Below are 15,193 nucleotides of genomic sequence, written 5' to 3' on the forward strand. Positions count from 1 at the left end.
CTGCCTTCCAGTCTGTGCACGGCGCTGCCGGGCCGCCGCCCGACCGGCCCGTGCCGGTCGGCCCTTCCATCGGCCGGGGTGGGCGTGGAGCCTGGGAGACGGAGACAGGAGGCGTGCCATGTCCACCGTCCACCCGCTCGGCGGCGCCGAGGCCCTGCTGGCCGACGGTACGACCGTCGAACTCCGGCCGCTGCGGCCGGACGACCACCCGGCGGTGCTCGACCTGCACACCGCCGGGATGTCCGAGGAGAGCCGCCGGCTGCGGTTCTTCGGCGTCAGCCGCAACGCGCCGCGGCAGGCCGCCGACCGGCTGTGCGGGCCGCCGCGCACCGACCTGCTGGCGCTCGGCGCCTGGGTGGGGGAGGAACTGCTCGGAGAAGCGGACTGCGAGCTGCTCGACGACCCGCCCGAGACGGCCGAACTGGCCCTCGCGGTGGCCGACCGCTGGCACCACCGGGGCGTCGCCACCCTCCTGCTGGAGCACCTGGTGCACGCCGCCCGGGCCGCCGGCGTCCGCTTCTTCGAGGCCGACACCCTGGGCGGCAACCACGCCGTCCACCAGGTCTTCGCGGACCTCGGCCTGCCCGTCGAGCGCCGGTACGCGCAGGGCGAGGTCAGGGTCCGGGTGCCGCTGGACGAGGGCGACGAGCGCTACCGCTCGGCAGTGGACGAACGCGGGCGCACCGCCGACCTGGCCAGCCTCGCCGCGCTGCTGCGCCCGGCCTCGGTCGCGGTGGTCGGGGTGTCCCGCCGGGAGGGCTCGGTCGGCCGGACCGTCTTCGGGAAGATCCGGCGGGGCGGCTTCGCCGGTGCGGTGTGGGCGGTCAACCCGCACGCCGGCGAGATCGACGGCGAGACCTCGTACCCGTCCGTCCGCGCGCTGCCCGCCGTGCCGGACCTCGCCGTGCTGGCCGTGCCCGCCGGCGCCGTCCCCGGGGCGGCCGAGGAGTGCGGCGCCGCCGGGGTGAGGGCCCTGGTGGTGCTCACCTCCGGGCTGGGCGCCGAGGAGGCCCGCGGGCTGATGCGGGCCTGCCGCCGGCACAGCATGCGGCTGGTCGGACCGAACAGCCTCGGCATGGCGCAGACCGACCCCGCCGTCCGGCTGAACGCCGAGTTCGGCGGCGCCTTCCCGCGGCCCGGCAGCGCCGGGGTCGCCGTGCAGAGCGGCGGCGTGGGGATCGCCCTGCTGTCGCGGCTGGCCTGGCTGGGCATCGGTGTGTCGAGCTTCGTGTCGCTCGGCGACAAGTACGACGTCAGCGGCAACGACCTGCTCCGGTGGTGGGAGGCCGACGGCCGCACCGACCTCGCGCTGCTCCACCTGGAGTCCTTCGGCAACCCGCGGGCCTTCGCCCGCACCGCCCGCCGGGTGACCAGGAGCGTCCCGGTCCTGACCGTCGACGCCGGACGCTCCACCGCCGGCCGCCGGGGCGCCGCCTCGCACACCGCGGCCGCCGCCACCCCGACCGTTACCCGGGAGGCGCTGTTCCGGCAGGCGGGCATCACGGCCACCCGCAGCATCGACGAACTCGTCGAGGCGGCCGCGCTGCTGCGCTCCCAGCCGCTGCCGGCCCCGCGCGGCGCGGTCGCCGTGGTCTCGAACGCCGGCGGCATCGGCATCCTCGCCGCGGACGCCTGCGCCGAGGCCGGCCTGGAACTGCCGGAACTCCCGCCGGAACTGGGCGAGCTGCTGCCTCCCGGCGCCTCCGTCCGCAACCCGGTGGACACCACGGCTGCCATCGGGCCGAACGAACTCACCTTCTTCCTGCGGGCGTTGGAACGCGAGGAGGCCGTCGACGCGATCCTGGTGTGCCTGGTGCCGACGGCGCTGGGCAGCACCCCCGCCCAGGACCCGGTGCGCGCCCTGCTGGAGGGCCCGGCCCGGCGCCGCGTCCCGATCGCCGCCGTGCTCCTCGACCAGCAGGTGCCCGTGCGCTACCGCACCTGCGCCGACGGCGGCATGCTGCCCGCGTACTCGGACTCCGTCGCCGCCGCCCGGGCCCTCGGCCACGCCCGGGACCGCGCCCGCCGGCTCGCCGAAGCCCCGTCCCCGCCCGCCGACGCCCCGGACTGCGACCGCCGTGCCGCCCGCAGCCTGATCGACGGCCACCTCACCGCCCACCCCGACGGCGGCTGGCTCGACCCGCTGTCCACCGCCGACCTGCTGGCGGCGTACGGACTGCCGCTGACCACCACGGTGTGGGCCCGCGACGAGCACACGGCGGTCACCGCCGCGCGCGGGCTGCGCCGGTTCGGGCACGAGCACGAGGTGGCCCTGAAGGCCTACTGGCCCGGGCAGCTGCACAAGAGCGCGCTCGGCGCCGTCCGCACCGGGCTCGGCACCGACGGCGAAGTACGCGACGCCTACCGCGAGTTCGCCGAGCGGTTCGGTCCGCAACTGGCCGGAGCGGTGGTCCAGCCGATGGCCGCGCCCGGTGTCGAGCTGCTCGCGGGCATCGTCCAGGACCGGGTCTTCGGGCCGCTGGTGGTGCTCGGGGCGGGCGGCACCGCCGCGGACGTCCTGGCCGACCGGTCCGCCCGACTCGCCCCGCTGAGCGAACGCGACCTGACCACCATGGTCGACGAGCTGCGCAGCGCGCCCCTGCTGTCGGGCCACGCCGGGGCGCCCGCCGTCGACCTCACGGCGGTCCGCTCCGTCCTGGCCCGGCTCTCCCGCCTCGCCGACGACTTCCCGGAACTCGTCGAGGCCGACGTCAACCCCGTGATCCTGCGCCCCGACGGCGCCGTCTGCGTGGACGCCCGGGTGCGCCTGGAACGCCGTCCGTCCTTCGACCCCTACCTGCGCAGGCTGCGCCGCCCGGCGGCCGCCGAAGCGGAGTGAGCCCGGCGGCGGGTCAGTTCTCCATGTCGACGTCGAATACCGGCCTGATCTGTCCTTTTTCTGCTGCTTGGCTGGAAAAGCATCATTCACACGATATGCCGCCATCACGACGGACAGCCGGAATATCCCAGCGATCCAGTCGGCCGTAATTCGCTCCTGCTTCACGGGTCCTGGCTTCCGGCGAGCGCCATTGACTTCTTGTTGATCGATCGCGGACGATCAGCCGCCGCCGCCGCCGTCAACAACAACGAGGACCTCGCCGTCTGGGCCTGCACCTCCACCACCGCCCAGTGGAGCCCGCCCTCGACAGCGGCGTGTGGAACACCGCCCCGGGAACGGGGTGAGGGCCCGTGTCGCGCGGTTGCGCGGCCGGGCCCTCGTGGGTCACTCCGGTGGTCCCTGTCCGGCTCCCGGGGTGTGGGGGAAGCCGATGGGTCGGCTTAGTACCAGTGGTGGGACTGCCAGAAGTTCCAGGCGGCGTTGGGGCTGCCGTAGCGGGTGTTCATGTAGTCCAGTGCCCACTTGATCTGGGTGGTGGGGTTGGTCTTCCAGTCCGCACCCGCGGAGGCCATCTTGGAGGCCGGCAGGGCCTGGCCCAGTCCGTAGGAGCCCGAGCTCGGGTTGGTCGCGGTCACGTTCCAGCCCGACTCGTGGGAGATGATCTGGCTGAACGAGGCCAGCTGGTCCGCCGGCACGATCTGGGCGGCGAGGGCCTGCGGGGAGGCGTCGGCGGCCGAGGCGACCGTGGGGACCACGGCGGCACCCAGGGCGGTCAGGCCGGCGGCGCCGGCGAGGATCGCGGCAGAGGTGCGCATACGGAGCTTGAAAGCGGGCATGTAGAGCAGGACCTCAATCGGGTTGGGCCGGTGTCACGCCCCGCCCCGACCGTGGCCGGACAGGGGCCGAACGGTCGCGGGGTGTGACTCGGCGGTTAGCCGCATCCGGCGGGACAGGAGCCGGTGTGGCTGGCGACGAATGCCAAGTTGCCAGACCGCAACGGGCCCCGCCAAGACCCCCTCGCTACGACCCGCCGTCGTAGCGAGGAGGGCGGCTCCGATTCGAAGGAGGGGCCACGCCGGGCGCGCCACCCCCTTCCGACCTGCGCAGACACTACCCACCCCCCAGCGAAAAGCGGGCAAAACGGACATTCCTAGCCGTCGTCGTGCCCCGCAACCGCATGTGAGCGCACTCACCGTTTGAACCCCGACGGCATCACCACCCGACCCGCCCCCGTCGCGCTGAGTCACCGCCGACCGGCCATCACTGAGACCGCGGTCACACCCCGGCGACGCCCCCCGGCTCAGGCGAGGTCGGTGGCGGGCAGCGCCTGGAGGTTCCGGAAGTACTGCACGTACAGGTTCAGACCCGCTGCCGCGCCGTTCTCGAAGCAGAACAGGGTCTGGGCCGCGCCCGCCCCGTCGCCGGTCAGCCCGTAGTGCCGCACCCGCCGGACGCGCCGGACGCGCGTCGGCGGCAGCGGGGTGGGCCTGGCCTCGGCGCACGGGGATCACCGCCTCCGGAGGGGGTCGGGTCCCCCTCGCAGTAGGAGATGTACGGCCGGGTGGCGCGGCGGCGTCCGGGGCCGGACGCTCCCGTCCCTGCCCCGCCCGCCCCTTCCGGTGATCCGCCCGGGCTGAGCGCCGGTCACCCACACGGCCGCACGCCGCATGCGGCGGTGTCGGCGCCCGAGTGAACTGGCCGGGTACGGCCCGCCCCGGGACGCCTTCCGAACGATGCGCCCCCGCACGGCCGACCAGGCCGTACCGGAGGAGGACCGATGAGTTCCACGGACGCGCCCCCACCTGGTCCCGGAGACGACGCCGGCCCCGCCACCCGGGAGCGCGGCGGGGCGGTGGCCGGCCGGCTGGCCACCGCCCCGCTGATGTCCTGGATCACGCTCGCCCTGATGACCACCAGCTCGGTGGCCAGCCTGCGTTCCGCCCCGACCATGGCGGTGTACGGGCTGGCCTGCGTCTTCCTCTACCTCGTCCCGGCGCTGGTGTTCCTGCTGCCGACCGCGCTGGTCTCCGCCGAGCTGGCCTCCGGCTGGGAGGGCGGCGTCTACCGCTGGGTCTCGGAGGGGCTGTCGAAGCCGCTGGGCTTCCTGGCCGTCTGGTGCCAGTTCGCGATGACGATCTTCTACTACCCGTCGCTGCTGGCGTACGTGGCCTCCACCATCGCGTACGTGGTGAACCCGCGGCTGGCCGGCAACGGCCCGTACACCGCGGTCGTGATCATGGTGCTGTACTGGACCGGCGTCTGGGTCTCCTCGCGCGGGACGAAGGCGGTGGCCGGGCTCTCCTCGACGGGCCTGGTGATCGGCACCCTGATTCCCGGCACCCTGCTGGTCGTGCTCGGCCTCGTCTTCCTCGGGCAGGGCAACTCCTCCGCCGCCCCGATGGACGCCGCGCACCTGTTCCCGGAGTGGACCGGGCTGGCCAGCCTGGTGCTGATCGTCAACAACTTCCTCAGCTACTCCGGCATGGAGATGAACGCGGTGCACGTCTCCTCGCTGCGCAACCCGGCCCGGGAGTTCCCGCGGTCGATGTTCACCGCCTCCGCGATGGTGCTGGCGATCTTCATCCTGCCGGCGCTGGCGATCAGCTGGGTGGTGCCGTCCAGCGAACTGAGCCTCACCGCAGGGGTGATGCAGGCCTTCGACGCCTTCTTCCAGTACTTCGGCATCGGCTGGCTCACCCCGGTCATCGCGGTGGCGCTGATCACCGCCTCGCTCGGCGGCATGCTGACCTGGCTGGCCGGGCCCTCCAAGGGCCTGCTGATGATCTCCCGCCAGGAGGGTTACCTGCCGCCGTTCCTGCAGCGGCTCAACCGGGAGGGCGTCCAGCAGAACCTGCTGGTCGCCCAGGGCGTGGTCACCACCGTCATCGCCCTGCTGTATGCGCTGATCCCCAACGTCTCCAGCGCCTACTGGATCTTCTCGGTGATCACCACCCAGGTGTACCTGATCGTCTACCTGCTGATGTTCACCGCGGCGATCCGGCTGCGCCGCACCCAGCCGGACCACCCGCGCGGCTATCGGGCCCCGGCTCTGGTGCCGATCTGCGTGATCGGCCTGCTCTCCTCGGCCGCCGCGATGGCGATCGGCTTCGTGCCGTCCTCGCAGTTCGGCAGCGGCAGCGTCTGGACGTACGTCGAGATCGTCGGCGGCGGCCTGCTGCTCGGCCTGGTCACCCCCGCCCTCTTCCTGCGGCTGCGCAAGCCGAGCTGGCGCTCGCCCGAGGCCGAGGCCGAGCTGGCCGCCCAGGAGGCGCACGAACGGCGCGGAACGGAAGGGGACGCGTGATGGCCAGGAGTCCGATGGCCTCCCGGCACCGCTGGATCTACCTCGGTTCGGTCGCCCTGCTGGTCGCGATGCTGATCACCGGCCTGCTGTCGTTCGCCCAGCTGCACGGCACCGACCGGGCCGCCGAGAAGGCGAAGCAGCTCTCGGCCAAGTTGAGTGCGGCCGGCTACCCGGTGCCCACCCGGGACCAGATCGTCCACACCCTGGGCGAGGACGGCGGCGCGGTCTGCGCCGACCCGGCGGGCGCGCTCAACCAGGCGCAGTGGACGTACGGGATGTCCAACGGCGCCGACGGGCCCGGCCAGCGCCCGGTGCTGTCCGACCGCGAGGTGGTGCGGGCCGAGGCGATCGTGCTGTCGGTGTACTGCCCGGACCGCCTCGCCGCCGTCCAGGACCGGATCGACGACCTCGACCTGCGCGACACCGTCCGCGAGTAGGAGCCCCGGATGCCCCAGACACCCCAGACACCCCGGACACCCCAGGCGCCTCAGACGTTCCAGATGTCTCAGGCGACCGGCGAACTCGCCCGCCGGATCGACGAGTTGATGCCCAGGGCGCAGGCCGACCTGGCCGAGCTGGTGGCCATCCCGTCCGTCGCCGACCCCCGGCAGTACCCGCCGGAGAAGTGCCGGGAGGCCGCCGAGTGGGTCGCCGCCGCCTTCGCCGGGGTCGGCCTGCGCGACGTCCACCTGGCGGAGACCCCGGACGGCAGCCACGCCGTGCTCGGCCACCGCCCGCCCCCGCCCGGCGCCCCGACCGTCCTGCTCTACAGCCACTACGACGTCCAGCCCCCGCTCGACGCAGCCGCCTGGGCCTCCGAGCCGTTTCGGCTCACCGAGCGCGACGGCCGCTGGTACGGGCGCGGCACCGCCGACTGCAAGGGCAACATCGTCATGCACCTCACCGCGCTGCGGGCGCTCGGCGACGACGTCCCGGTCGGACTCAAGCTGGCGGTCGAGGGCTCCGAGGAGCAGGGCACCGGCGGCCTGGAACAGTACGTGCCCCCGCACGCCGACGAGTTGCACGCGGACGCCCTGCTGATCTGCGACACCGGCAACGCCGCCGTCGGCGTTCCCACCGTCACCACCTCGCTGCGCGGGGTCGTCAACGTCGTGGTCGGCGTCGAGGCGCTCCGGGGCGACGTGCACTCCGGCATGTTCGGCGGCCCCGCCCCGGACGCTCTGGCCGCGCTGATCCGGATGCTGGACTCGCTGCGCGACGCCGACGGCGGCACCCGGATCGACGGCCTGGACTGCACCGGCACCTGGAGCGGCGCCGGCTACGACGAGGGCACCTTCCGGACCGACGCCGGGGTGCTGGACGATGTCCGGCTCACCGGTTCCGGCACCGTCGCCGACCGGCTCTGGTCCCGTCCCGCCGTCACCGTCCTCGGTATCGACTGCCCTCCGGTGGTCGGCTCCGTCGCCGCCGTCCCGGCCGCCGCCCGGGCCCGGGTGAGCTTGCGGGTGCCGCCCGGCACCGACGCCCGCACCGCCCAGGAGGCCCTGGTCGCGCACCTGGAGGCGGCCGCGCCCTGGGGCGTCCGGGTGTCGGTGGAGCGGGAGAGCGCCGGCGCACCGTTCCGGGCCGACACTGGCGGGCCCGCGTACGCCGCGCTCGACCAGGCCATGCGGGAGGTCTACGGCAAGCCGATGTCCTTCCTCGGCCAGGGCGGTTCGATCCCGCTGTGCAACGTCCTCGCCACCACCTTCCCGGAGTCGGAGATCGTGCTGATGGGCGTTGAGGAGCCGCGCTGCCTGATCCACGCGCCGAACGAGAGCGTCGATCCGGAGGAGATCCGGCGGATGGCCCACGTCGAGGCGCTGTTCCTCCGGTACTTCGCCGACAGCCGCTCATCGGGCCGGAGACCGCGCTGACCGTCGCGTTGTCGGTCGGCGGTAGCGGTCGGCGCCCGGGGTCGGTGGCGGCCAGTTCCCGCCCGTCGGCGCCTTCTGGTCGCTGACCGCCTACGACGCCGACAGCTACCTCATCGACAATCCCCCCCTCAACCGGACCAACTGGTTGCCCATCCCCGCCGACGGCGCCTTCTCCCTCACCATGCGGCTGTACGCCCCCGACTCCTCGGCCGTCGACGGGACCTGGCAGCCCCCGGCCCTGCAGCCCGCCGACTGACCGGTCCCGGCCCCGAGCCGAGCCGGCGCGCGGGCATGTGGCAGATTTGCCCGTGCCCGCGCGCCCGCACGGGCGTGGTCCGAGACGACGAGGAAGCCGATGACCAGAGTCCCCGAGGACGTCGACACCCCGGACATCGTGGTCGAGCTGGACGTGCTCCGGCGCAACGTCGACCGCATGGCGGCCGGGCTGCGGGCCAAGGGCCTGCGGCTGCGCCCGCACGCCAAGACCCACAAGATGCCGGAGATCGCCGAGTTGCAGCTCGCCGCGGGGGCCGTCGGGCTGACGGTGGCGACCATCGGGGAAGCCGAGGTCTTCGCCGAGCACGGCGCCACCGACCTCTTCATCGCCTATCCGCTCTGGATCGGCCCCCGTCAGGCGGAACGGCTGCGGCGGCTCGCCGCCGGGGCCAGGATCGCGATCGGAGCGGACTCCGCGGAAGCCGTCGGGGCAGCCGGTCGGCAGCTGGGCGACGCGGCCGGTGACATCGAGGTCCTGGTGGAGATCGACAGCGGCCACCACCGCAGCGGTGTCCTCCCGGCCGCGGCCGTGGCGGTGGCCCGCGCGGCCGCCGCCGCCGGGTTCCGGGTCGGGGGAGTGTTCACGTTCCCGGGCCACGGCTACGCGCCGGACATGCCCGAGCAGGCGGCGCGGGAGGAGGAGCAGGCCCTCGGGCGGGCCGCCGAACTGCTCACCGCCGCGGGATTCGACGTCACCCGGGTGAGCGGCGGATCCACCCCCACCGCGGAGCTGGCGGGAACCTCGGCGATCACCGAAGTACGGCCGGGCGTCTACGTGTTCGGTGACGCCCAGCAGCTCGAACTCGGACGGTGCGCGATCGAGGACATCGCGCTGACGGTCGCGGCGACCGTCGTCAGCCGTCACGAAGGAGACGGCACCGCACCCCGGCGGATCGTCCTGGACGCGGGCAGCAAGGTCCTCGGCGGCGACCGGCCCGCGTGGGCCACGGGCTTCGGCCGGCTCATGGACGAGCCCGACGCCCGCATCACGGCCCTGTCCGAGCACCACGCCACCGTGGTCTGGCCCGACGGCGGCGACCTGCCCGCCCTCGGCGAGCGGCTGCGGGTGATCCCCAACCACGTCTGCGTGGCGGTCAACCTCGTCGACGACGTCGCGGTCGTCAGCGGCGGCGAGGTCGTGGGCCGCTGGCGCGTCGCCGCACGGGGCCGGAACTCCTAGGGCGTGTCTGACAATTCCCGTCGCACGCCTGGCGCGAATTGTCAGACACGCCCTGGAAGCCCGGCCCCGGCTCAGATCGGCAGGTCCCAGCCCGGGCCGTCCTCCGTACCGATCCACACCCGTTGCCCGGCAGGTGAGACCGTGATCCCGAAGCCCCGCTGGTGCGGCTCGCCGGCCTGCTGCCAGAGGTGTACGGCCTCCTCGACGCGGTCCCACAGCCGCAGTGGGCCCCGCTGGGTGACGGTCCAGCCCCCGCCGGGACGGGGTGTGGTGCGGGCCTGGGAACCGGTGGCGACGTCGGAGAGGATCTGGGTCGCGCCGCTGCCCATGCGTTCGGCGGAGGGCGCGGCGAGCTGGGCGACCCAGCTGCCGGTCCAGGTGTCGATGACGGCCGGGTCGATCAGGCTCGGCCGTTCGTCGCCGGGCAGCATGGCGACGGACGAGCGGGGCGGGCGGTCGTGCGGGCGGGCGATCATGAAGCTGGTGTAGCCGGGCAGGAACCGGCCGGCGGCTTCGCCCGGGCCGGTCACGGTGAGCTCCGCCAGGCCCGAGGCGTAGCTCCAGCCGGACAGGGTGACCAGGATGCGCCCGCCCGGCTTCACCTGGTGGAGCCAGGGCATCGGCAGGTAGCGGACCGAGCAGGTGGCGATCAGTCGGTCGTAGGCGCCGCCGTCCGGGTCGCCGCGCAGCCCGTCGCCGACGAGGAGGCGGGGCGCGTGGCCGGCCGTCCGCAGGGCGGCGGCGGCGCGTTCGGCGACCTCGGGGTCGTACTCGATGCTGGTGAGGTTGGCGTCCCCGAGCCGGTGTGCGCCGAGGGCGGTCGAGTAGCCGGTCCCGGTGCCGATCTCGAGGACGCGGTGTCCGGTGTCCGTTCCGAGCCGCTGCCACATTCCGAGGACGAGGGAGGGCAGGGTGGAGGAGGACGACGGGGCGCCGACCACCGGTTGCCCGCCCGCGTCGTCCGCTCCGGTGCGACCGTCGAGTTGGGTGACGAGCGTCTGGTCGGTGTAGATCCCCTCCAGCCAGCCGGGGTCTCCCCGCCGCACCACCCGGTAGCCGGTCGGGTTGCTGCCTTCGACCGGGAGGAAGTACGCCCCGGCGAAGACCTCGCGGGGAACCGCTTCGGCCGCCTTGATCCATGCCGGGTCGGACAGCGCGCCGTTCTCGGCGAGGCCGGCCGCCAGGGCGGCGCGCAGCTCTTCGGACGTGCTCATGCGTCAGGGCCTCTCAGTAGCTCGTCGGCGAGGGCGTGGGCGATGCCGTCGGTGGTCCCGGGCGGTTGCCATGCCCACTGGCCGTTGGGGTTGCATTCGAGGAAGGACCAGCCGCCGTCACTCGTCACGGCGAAGTCGAACGCCCCGAACACCAGTCGGAAGTGGCCGAGGTAGCGGACCACGGACCTCGCGACCGGCTCGGGTACGGCGATCGGTGTGCAGGTCATCAGGTCCTGCCGGCGGCGCCAGTCGAGGTCCGGGCTGTCGATCCGCACGCCGAACAGCCGGTCGCCGACGGCGGTCACCCGGACGTCGAACGCCTTGGGAACCCGGGCCTGGAACATGTGCGGGCAGGCCCGGACCGCGTCCGTGATCTCCTGCGACCCGACCTCCCGCACCCACACGGCCCGCGGCTCACCGTCGACGGAGTACGGGGTGTTCCACACGGGCTTGTAGACCGCCCCGGTCGGCCGGCGCGCCACGAAGTCCCGTGCTTCCTGCGGGTCGTTCGTGATCAGGGTGTCCGGGACGGCGAATCCGAAGCGCTGCGCGGCGGAGAGCTGCGCGGGCTTGTGCTCCGCGGCGCGGTTGGCCCACGGGTGGTTGACGTAGTGCGCTCCGGGAAGGGAGGCGAGGATGCCGCCCGCGCCCCACACGGTCTGCGAGGCCGCGAAGCGGCGTTCCTGGCCGTCGAGGTCGACCGGCCCCTCGTACGGGGAGGCCCTGCGCACCCACACGGCCCCCACCTCGGTGAGGTCGAGCGTGCGGCTCCGGGTGCGCAGGGTGCCCCGCTGGTCGCCCGTACGGAACGAGGCGGTCAGCGAGGCGCCCGTGTGCAGGTCGGTGCCGGGGTCGAGACGGACCACGGTGGCGCGGCGGTGCGCGAGGATGCGCAGGACCACGTCCGCGGTGACGTCACACGGGTTGGTCAGCACCAGCACCGGCCGGCGGCGGCGATGTGTCAACTGCCGCTCTGGTCCTGGTCGTAGGACTCGGTGCTGTCGGCGTCGGTCGAACCGCCCGGCCCGGCCCCGTCGCCGGGGCGGGTGGTGGTCGGAGTGAGCCCGCTGGTGCTGGTGCCGTGGGAACCCAGTTCCACCGTTCGGCCGTTCTCGTCCACGACGACCGCGATCTGCGTCTCGGGGTCGATCACGGGCGTGAGCGCCGGGAGCGTGGCAGTGGTGGCCGCGTACGGCCTCATCCTGCCGATGCCCCACGGTACGGGCGTCTGCGTCATGCATCCTCCTCGTATCGATGGTGCCGGTTCACTGGCCCATCACTTTGCCGATCCGCGGGGGTGCTTTCAAGTCCGCTCCGGAGGACGGAATATGCCAGGTTGACGGGGCCGGCACTGCCCCTCACCACGGTCAGCTGATCCCCGGTTGTCGCGGAGGCGGGGGTGCCCCCACCATCACGGTGGCCGCGGTCAGCGCCGGCACGGCCGCGCAGGACGCCACCTGCGTCGTACGCCATCGGCGGATCTTCTCGTTCCGGAGGACCTCGGTGGCCCGCCCCGATGCCCGGGGTGCCGGGCGGGGTGATGCCCACCGGCCGGCGTGGGCGTGCCCGCCGAAGGGCAGGGTGCAACGGGGGCCATCGGTCCCTGGCGACGAGCCCGGCCGCGGAGAACGCTGGAAGTACGAGCGGAACCGGTCCGGCTCCGCCCCGGCCAAGCCCTCCGAGAGGAGCGACCGCCGCCATGAAAGCGCTCACCTACCACGGACCAGGCCGCCGTACCTGGGGCGACGTCCCCGACCCGACCGTCCGCGACCCGGAGGACGCCGTCGTCCGGGTGGACGCGGTGACCATCTGCGGCACCGACCTGCACATCCTCAAGGGCGACGTCCCCGAGGTCGGGCCTGGCCGCGTCCTCGGCCACGAGGCCCTCGGCACCGTCACCGAGACCGGCCCCGGCGTGCGCACCGTCGCGGCCGGCGACCGCGTGCTGATCTCCTGCGTCTCCGCCTGCGGCCGGTGCGCCTACTGCCGGGCCGCGAGCTACGGGCAGTGCACCGGCGGTGGCGGCTGGATCCTCGGCCACCTCGTCGACGGCTGCCAGGCCGAGTACGTCCGCACCCCCTTCGCGGACACCTCCCTGCACAGGCTTCCCGAAGGCGTCCGAGACGAGGACGCCCTGCTGCTCGCCGACATCCTGCCCACCTCCTACGAGGTCGGCGTCCGCAACGGCCGCGTCGGCCCCGGCGACACCGTCGCGATCGTCGGCGCCGGACCGGTCGGCCTCGCCGCCGTCCTGACCGCGCGGCTCTACAGCCCCGCCCGCGTCATCGCCGTCGACCTCACCCGAAGCCGCCTCGCCGCCGCCGAGCGCTTCGGCGCCGACACCGTCCTCACCTCCGCCGAGGCCACCCCCGACGCCGTCCGCAAGCTCAGCCGCGACGGGCTCGGCGTGGACGTCGCCATCGAGGCGGTCGGCATGCCCGAGACCTTCGAACTGTGCACCCACCTGGTGCGCCCCGGCGGCCGGGTCGCCAACGTCGGCGTGCACGGGCAGCCGGCGGTGCTGCACCTGGAGGAGCTCTGGATCCGCGACGTCACCATCACCACCGGCCTGGTCGACACCAGCAGCACCCCGATGCTGCTCGACATGCTGGCCGTCGGCCGGCTCGACACCGGCGGGCTGGTCACCCACCGCTTCGGCCTCGACGAGATGCAGGAGGCGTACGACGTCTTCGCCGACGCGGCCGACACCGGCGCCCTCAAGGTCGCGCTGTTCCGGACGTGATCGCCATGTACGCAGGAGTCGCCGGCACCACCGACCGTCCCGACCCGGCCGACATCGCCACCCGGATCGACCGGCGGCGTGAGCAACTCGGCCTGAGCGAGGGAATGCTGGCCCACCGGGCCGCGATGTCGCCCGCCTATCTGAGACAACTGCTCTGCTCGGGGCCCGAGTTCGACCCGCCCGGGTTCGTCCGGATCACCGCCGTGCTCGGCATGACCTGGCCCGAGCTGCTGTCCGGTCGGCGTCCGGACGCCCCGCCGGGCCAGGCCGACGCCGCCCCGCGCGCCGGGCTCCGCCGCCTCACCGAGCCGCAGTGCTGGGAACTGCTCGGCGCCCGGGGCATCGGCCGGATCGGCCTGCCCGGCTCGTCGGCGCCCGTCGTGCTCCCGGTCAACTACGTGGTGGACGCCCGGACGATCGCCTACCGCACCGCTCCCCGGGGGGCGGCCGCTCCCGACGAGGGGGCGCCCGTCTCCTTCGAGGTCGACCACATCGACGAACACCGCCGCCAGGGCTGGAGCGTCCTCGTCCTCGGCGAGGCCCACCACGTCGACACCCCGGAGGAGGAGCAGCACCTCTCCGCCCTCCCGGGCGCCACCCCCTGGGCCGGCGGCCCCCGCCCGCTGTGGGTGCGCGTCCGCCCGGCGGGCGTCACCGGCCGCCGCGTCCAGGCGGGGTGACCCTTCGCCGCGGCGACCGGGCCGCCGCGCGCGGCGGAGGGATCCACCGGAGCAGCGCCTACGCCCGGCGGAAGCGCTCCACTCCAGCGTTTCGGATCACCGGAGTGCCGTGCCCGTCGGTCAGTCGATGCCCTCGACGATGCGGAAGTCGCGCTCGACACCGTCGGAGAGGACCACCAGCGCCTTCTGGTAAGCCTCGCTCTCGTATGCCGCGACGGCCTGTTCGAAGCTGTCGAACTCGATCAGAACGACGCGTTGCGTGTTTCCGGCTTCGTGGGCGACGAGTCGACCACCACGGGACAGGACCCGCCCGCCCCCGGCTCGGACGGCCGGACGGGCCAGCTTGTCGTAGGCAGTCAGCCTCTCGGGGTCGGAAATGGTGCGGTAGACACTGACCCAGTAGCCCTTGGCCATGGAAACCTCCTGTGTTCGGCCGGACATGTCCGACTTCGAATCGACGCTCGGATCGCTCGATCCCGGCGGCGGAGCCGTCCGGCACCGCCCTGCGGGTGGTGATGTCGTCCTCGGCGCGGAGAGATACATAAAGCATTCATATAAATATCGTATGCTTCGCGCATGAGCCGTCAAGACGCCACTCGTGGCGCTTCCACTGCGATCGGGTCGGCCCTCTACGGGCTGGCCACCAGGGCTGTGAGACGCCTTCCGCGCGACATGAGCATCACGTCCGCCGCCACCCTGGCCACCCTGCACAGGACCGGCCCGCGACGCATCACGGATCTGGCCGAGAGCGAGGGTGTCACCCAGCCCGCGATGACCGTGCTGGTCCGGGTGATGGAGGAGTCCGGACTGGTCGAGCGGAGGGGCGACGCGTCCGACAAGCGGGTCACGCTGGTGTGTCTGACCGAGGCCGGCGCGTCGTACGTCCAGGCGCGGCGCCAGGCGGGCGCCGACGCGTTCGCGCGGCTGATCGACGAACTCGCCGACGACGAGGTCGAGGCCCTGGTGGCGGCGCTTCCGGCGCTGGCACACCTGGCAGAAATCGAAAGCCGGGACCGCGAAGGGCCGAAGCGGTGACGGGGCGCACCCCGGAGCGCTCCGAGGTGCGGCTGCTGGTCCCCG

Annotated in this window: 14 protein-coding genes and 1 pseudogene; 9 read left to right on the forward strand and 6 right to left on the reverse strand. The window is 73.6% G+C overall.

The features are described 5' to 3' along the window. Nucleotides 1-118 precede the first annotated feature (118 nt). A complete protein-coding gene (locus ACGF13_RS25590) occupies nucleotides 119-2,839 on the forward strand; it encodes a GNAT family N-acetyltransferase (protein ID WP_392879000.1) in 2,721 nt (906 codons plus the stop codon). A 440-nt stretch (nucleotides 2,840-3,279) separates the two neighbouring features. On the opposite strand, the gene ACGF13_RS25595 is transcribed toward ACGF13_RS25590, so the two are convergent. Both ACGF13_RS25595 and ACGF13_RS25600 read right to left on the reverse strand, forming a co-directional pair. Continuing rightward, nucleotides 3,280-3,654, reverse strand: a complete 375-nt coding sequence (locus ACGF13_RS25595) for a transglycosylase SLT domain-containing protein (RefSeq protein ID WP_392879002.1) — start codon at nucleotides 3,652-3,654, stop codon at nucleotides 3,280-3,282. 485 nt (nucleotides 3,655-4,139) lie between these two features. Continuing rightward, nucleotides 4,140-4,283, reverse strand: coding sequence for a hypothetical protein (locus tag ACGF13_RS25600; protein ID WP_392879005.1), 144 nt, complete (start codon nucleotides 4,281-4,283; stop codon nucleotides 4,140-4,142). Between the two features lie 333 nt (nucleotides 4,284-4,616). On the opposite strand from ACGF13_RS25600, the gene ACGF13_RS25605 reads away from it, so the two are divergent. From ACGF13_RS25605 to ACGF13_RS25625, 5 genes and pseudogenes are all read left to right on the forward strand, one after another. Next, on the forward strand, nucleotides 4,617-6,143 hold the full coding sequence (locus ACGF13_RS25605; RefSeq protein ID WP_392879007.1) for an APC family permease: 1,527 nt from the start codon (nucleotides 4,617-4,619) through the stop codon (nucleotides 6,141-6,143). After that, nucleotides 6,143-6,580 (forward strand): hypothetical protein, encoded by a 438-nt coding sequence (locus ACGF13_RS25610; protein WP_392879009.1) that lies wholly within the window; start codon nucleotides 6,143-6,145, stop codon nucleotides 6,578-6,580. Before ACGF13_RS25605 ends, ACGF13_RS25610 begins: the two co-directional genes overlap by 1 nt. A gap of 63 nt (nucleotides 6,581-6,643) precedes the next feature. Then, nucleotides 6,644-8,020: a dipeptidase gene (locus tag ACGF13_RS25615; RefSeq protein WP_392879012.1), complete on the forward strand. Its 1,377-nt coding sequence runs from the start codon at nucleotides 6,644-6,646 to the stop codon at nucleotides 8,018-8,020. A gap of 64 nt (nucleotides 8,021-8,084) precedes the next feature. After that, nucleotides 8,085-8,276 (forward strand): annotated as a pseudogene (locus ACGF13_RS25620) (DUF1214 domain-containing protein); the annotation flags it as partial. Between the two features lie 99 nt (nucleotides 8,277-8,375). Beyond that, nucleotides 8,376-9,476, forward strand: a complete 1,101-nt coding sequence (locus ACGF13_RS25625; protein WP_392879015.1) for a D-TA family PLP-dependent enzyme — start codon at nucleotides 8,376-8,378, stop codon at nucleotides 9,474-9,476. A 71-nt stretch (nucleotides 9,477-9,547) separates the two neighbouring features. On the opposite strand, the gene tgmC is transcribed toward ACGF13_RS25625, so the two are convergent. From tgmC to tgmA, 3 genes are read right to left on the reverse strand one after another with little or no spacing between them, the layout of a single operon-like run. Then, a complete protein-coding gene (tgmC, locus tag ACGF13_RS25630) occupies nucleotides 9,548-10,690 on the reverse strand; it encodes an ATP-grasp peptide maturase system methyltransferase (protein WP_392879018.1) in 1,143 nt (380 codons plus the stop codon). Then, nucleotides 10,687-11,655 carry an ATP-grasp ribosomal peptide maturase gene (gene tgmB / locus ACGF13_RS25635; RefSeq protein ID WP_392879021.1) on the reverse strand — a complete coding sequence of 323 codons (969 nt, stop codon included), beginning with the start codon at nucleotides 11,653-11,655 and terminating at the stop codon, nucleotides 10,687-10,689. The genes tgmC and tgmB overlap by 4 nt, the downstream gene beginning before the upstream one ends. Continuing rightward, nucleotides 11,652-11,927 (reverse strand): putative ATP-grasp-modified RiPP, encoded by a 276-nt coding sequence (gene tgmA, locus ACGF13_RS25640; protein WP_392879022.1) that lies wholly within the window; start codon nucleotides 11,925-11,927, stop codon nucleotides 11,652-11,654. Before tgmA ends, tgmB begins: the two co-directional genes overlap by 4 nt. 462 nt (nucleotides 11,928-12,389) lie before the next feature. Here tgmA and ACGF13_RS25645 point away from each other — a divergent pair, with 462 nt between their 5' ends. Together ACGF13_RS25645 and ACGF13_RS25650 are read left to right on the forward strand one after the other, a co-directional pair. Then, nucleotides 12,390-13,433 carry a zinc-dependent alcohol dehydrogenase family protein gene (locus ACGF13_RS25645; protein WP_392879025.1) on the forward strand — a complete coding sequence of 348 codons (1,044 nt, stop codon included), beginning with the start codon at nucleotides 12,390-12,392 and terminating at the stop codon, nucleotides 13,431-13,433. Between the two features lie 5 nt (nucleotides 13,434-13,438). Then, nucleotides 13,439-14,113 carry a pyridoxamine 5'-phosphate oxidase family protein gene (locus ACGF13_RS25650; protein ID WP_392879027.1) on the forward strand — a complete coding sequence of 225 codons (675 nt, stop codon included), beginning with the start codon at nucleotides 13,439-13,441 and terminating at the stop codon, nucleotides 14,111-14,113. A 120-nt stretch (nucleotides 14,114-14,233) separates the two neighbouring features. Here ACGF13_RS25650 and ACGF13_RS25655 read toward each other — a convergent pair whose 3' ends face one another. Further along, nucleotides 14,234-14,527 carry a DUF1330 domain-containing protein gene (locus ACGF13_RS25655; protein WP_392879030.1) on the reverse strand — a complete coding sequence of 98 codons (294 nt, stop codon included), beginning with the start codon at nucleotides 14,525-14,527 and terminating at the stop codon, nucleotides 14,234-14,236. A gap of 258 nt (nucleotides 14,528-14,785) precedes the next feature. On the opposite strand from ACGF13_RS25655, the gene ACGF13_RS25660 reads away from it, so the two are divergent. Further along, complete coding sequence (locus ACGF13_RS25660) at nucleotides 14,786-15,148, forward strand: MarR family winged helix-turn-helix transcriptional regulator (protein ID WP_392879033.1); 363 nt, start codon at nucleotides 14,786-14,788, stop codon at nucleotides 15,146-15,148. The last annotated feature ends 45 nt before the right edge of the window (nucleotides 15,149-15,193 follow it).

The sequence above is a fragment of the Kitasatospora sp. NPDC048286 genome (assembly GCF_043201735.1).
In the GTDB taxonomy this organism is placed as follows: Bacteria; Actinomycetota; Actinomycetes; order Streptomycetales; family Streptomycetaceae; genus Kitasatospora.

What these genes read in the sequence shown, in the direction of transcription:
- ACGF13_RS25645 (WP_392879025.1), top strand. Translation starts at nt 12,390, where the DNA reads ATGAAAGCGCTCACCTACCACGGACCAGGCCGCCGTACCTGGGGCGAC.
- ACGF13_RS25660 (WP_392879033.1), top strand. Translation starts at nt 14,786, where the DNA reads ATGAGCATCACGTCCGCCGCCACCCTGGCCACCCTGCACAGGACCGGC.
- ACGF13_RS25590 (WP_392879000.1), top strand. Translation starts at nt 119, where the DNA reads ATGTCCACCGTCCACCCGCTCGGCGGCGCCGAGGCCCTGCTGGCCGAC.
- ACGF13_RS25655 (WP_392879030.1), bottom strand. Translation starts at nt 14,527, where the DNA reads ATGGCCAAGGGCTACTGGGTCAGTGTCTACCGCACCATTTCCGACCCC.
- tgmA (WP_392879022.1), bottom strand. Translation starts at nt 11,927, where the DNA reads ATGACGCAGACGCCCGTACCGTGGGGCATCGGCAGGATGAGGCCGTAC.
- ACGF13_RS25625 (WP_392879015.1), top strand. Translation starts at nt 8,376, where the DNA reads ATGACCAGAGTCCCCGAGGACGTCGACACCCCGGACATCGTGGTCGAG.
- ACGF13_RS25595 (WP_392879002.1), bottom strand. Translation starts at nt 3,654, where the DNA reads ATGCGCACCTCTGCCGCGATCCTCGCCGGCGCCGCCGGCCTGACCGCC.
- tgmC (WP_392879018.1), bottom strand. Translation starts at nt 10,690, where the DNA reads ATGAGCACGTCCGAAGAGCTGCGCGCCGCCCTGGCGGCCGGCCTCGCC.
- ACGF13_RS25650 (WP_392879027.1), top strand. Translation starts at nt 13,439, where the DNA reads ATGTACGCAGGAGTCGCCGGCACCACCGACCGTCCCGACCCGGCCGAC.
- ACGF13_RS25605 (WP_392879007.1), top strand. Translation starts at nt 4,617, where the DNA reads ATGAGTTCCACGGACGCGCCCCCACCTGGTCCCGGAGACGACGCCGGC.
- ACGF13_RS25610 (WP_392879009.1), top strand. Translation starts at nt 6,143, where the DNA reads ATGGCCAGGAGTCCGATGGCCTCCCGGCACCGCTGGATCTACCTCGGT.
- ACGF13_RS25615 (WP_392879012.1), top strand. Translation starts at nt 6,644, where the DNA reads ATGTCTCAGGCGACCGGCGAACTCGCCCGCCGGATCGACGAGTTGATG.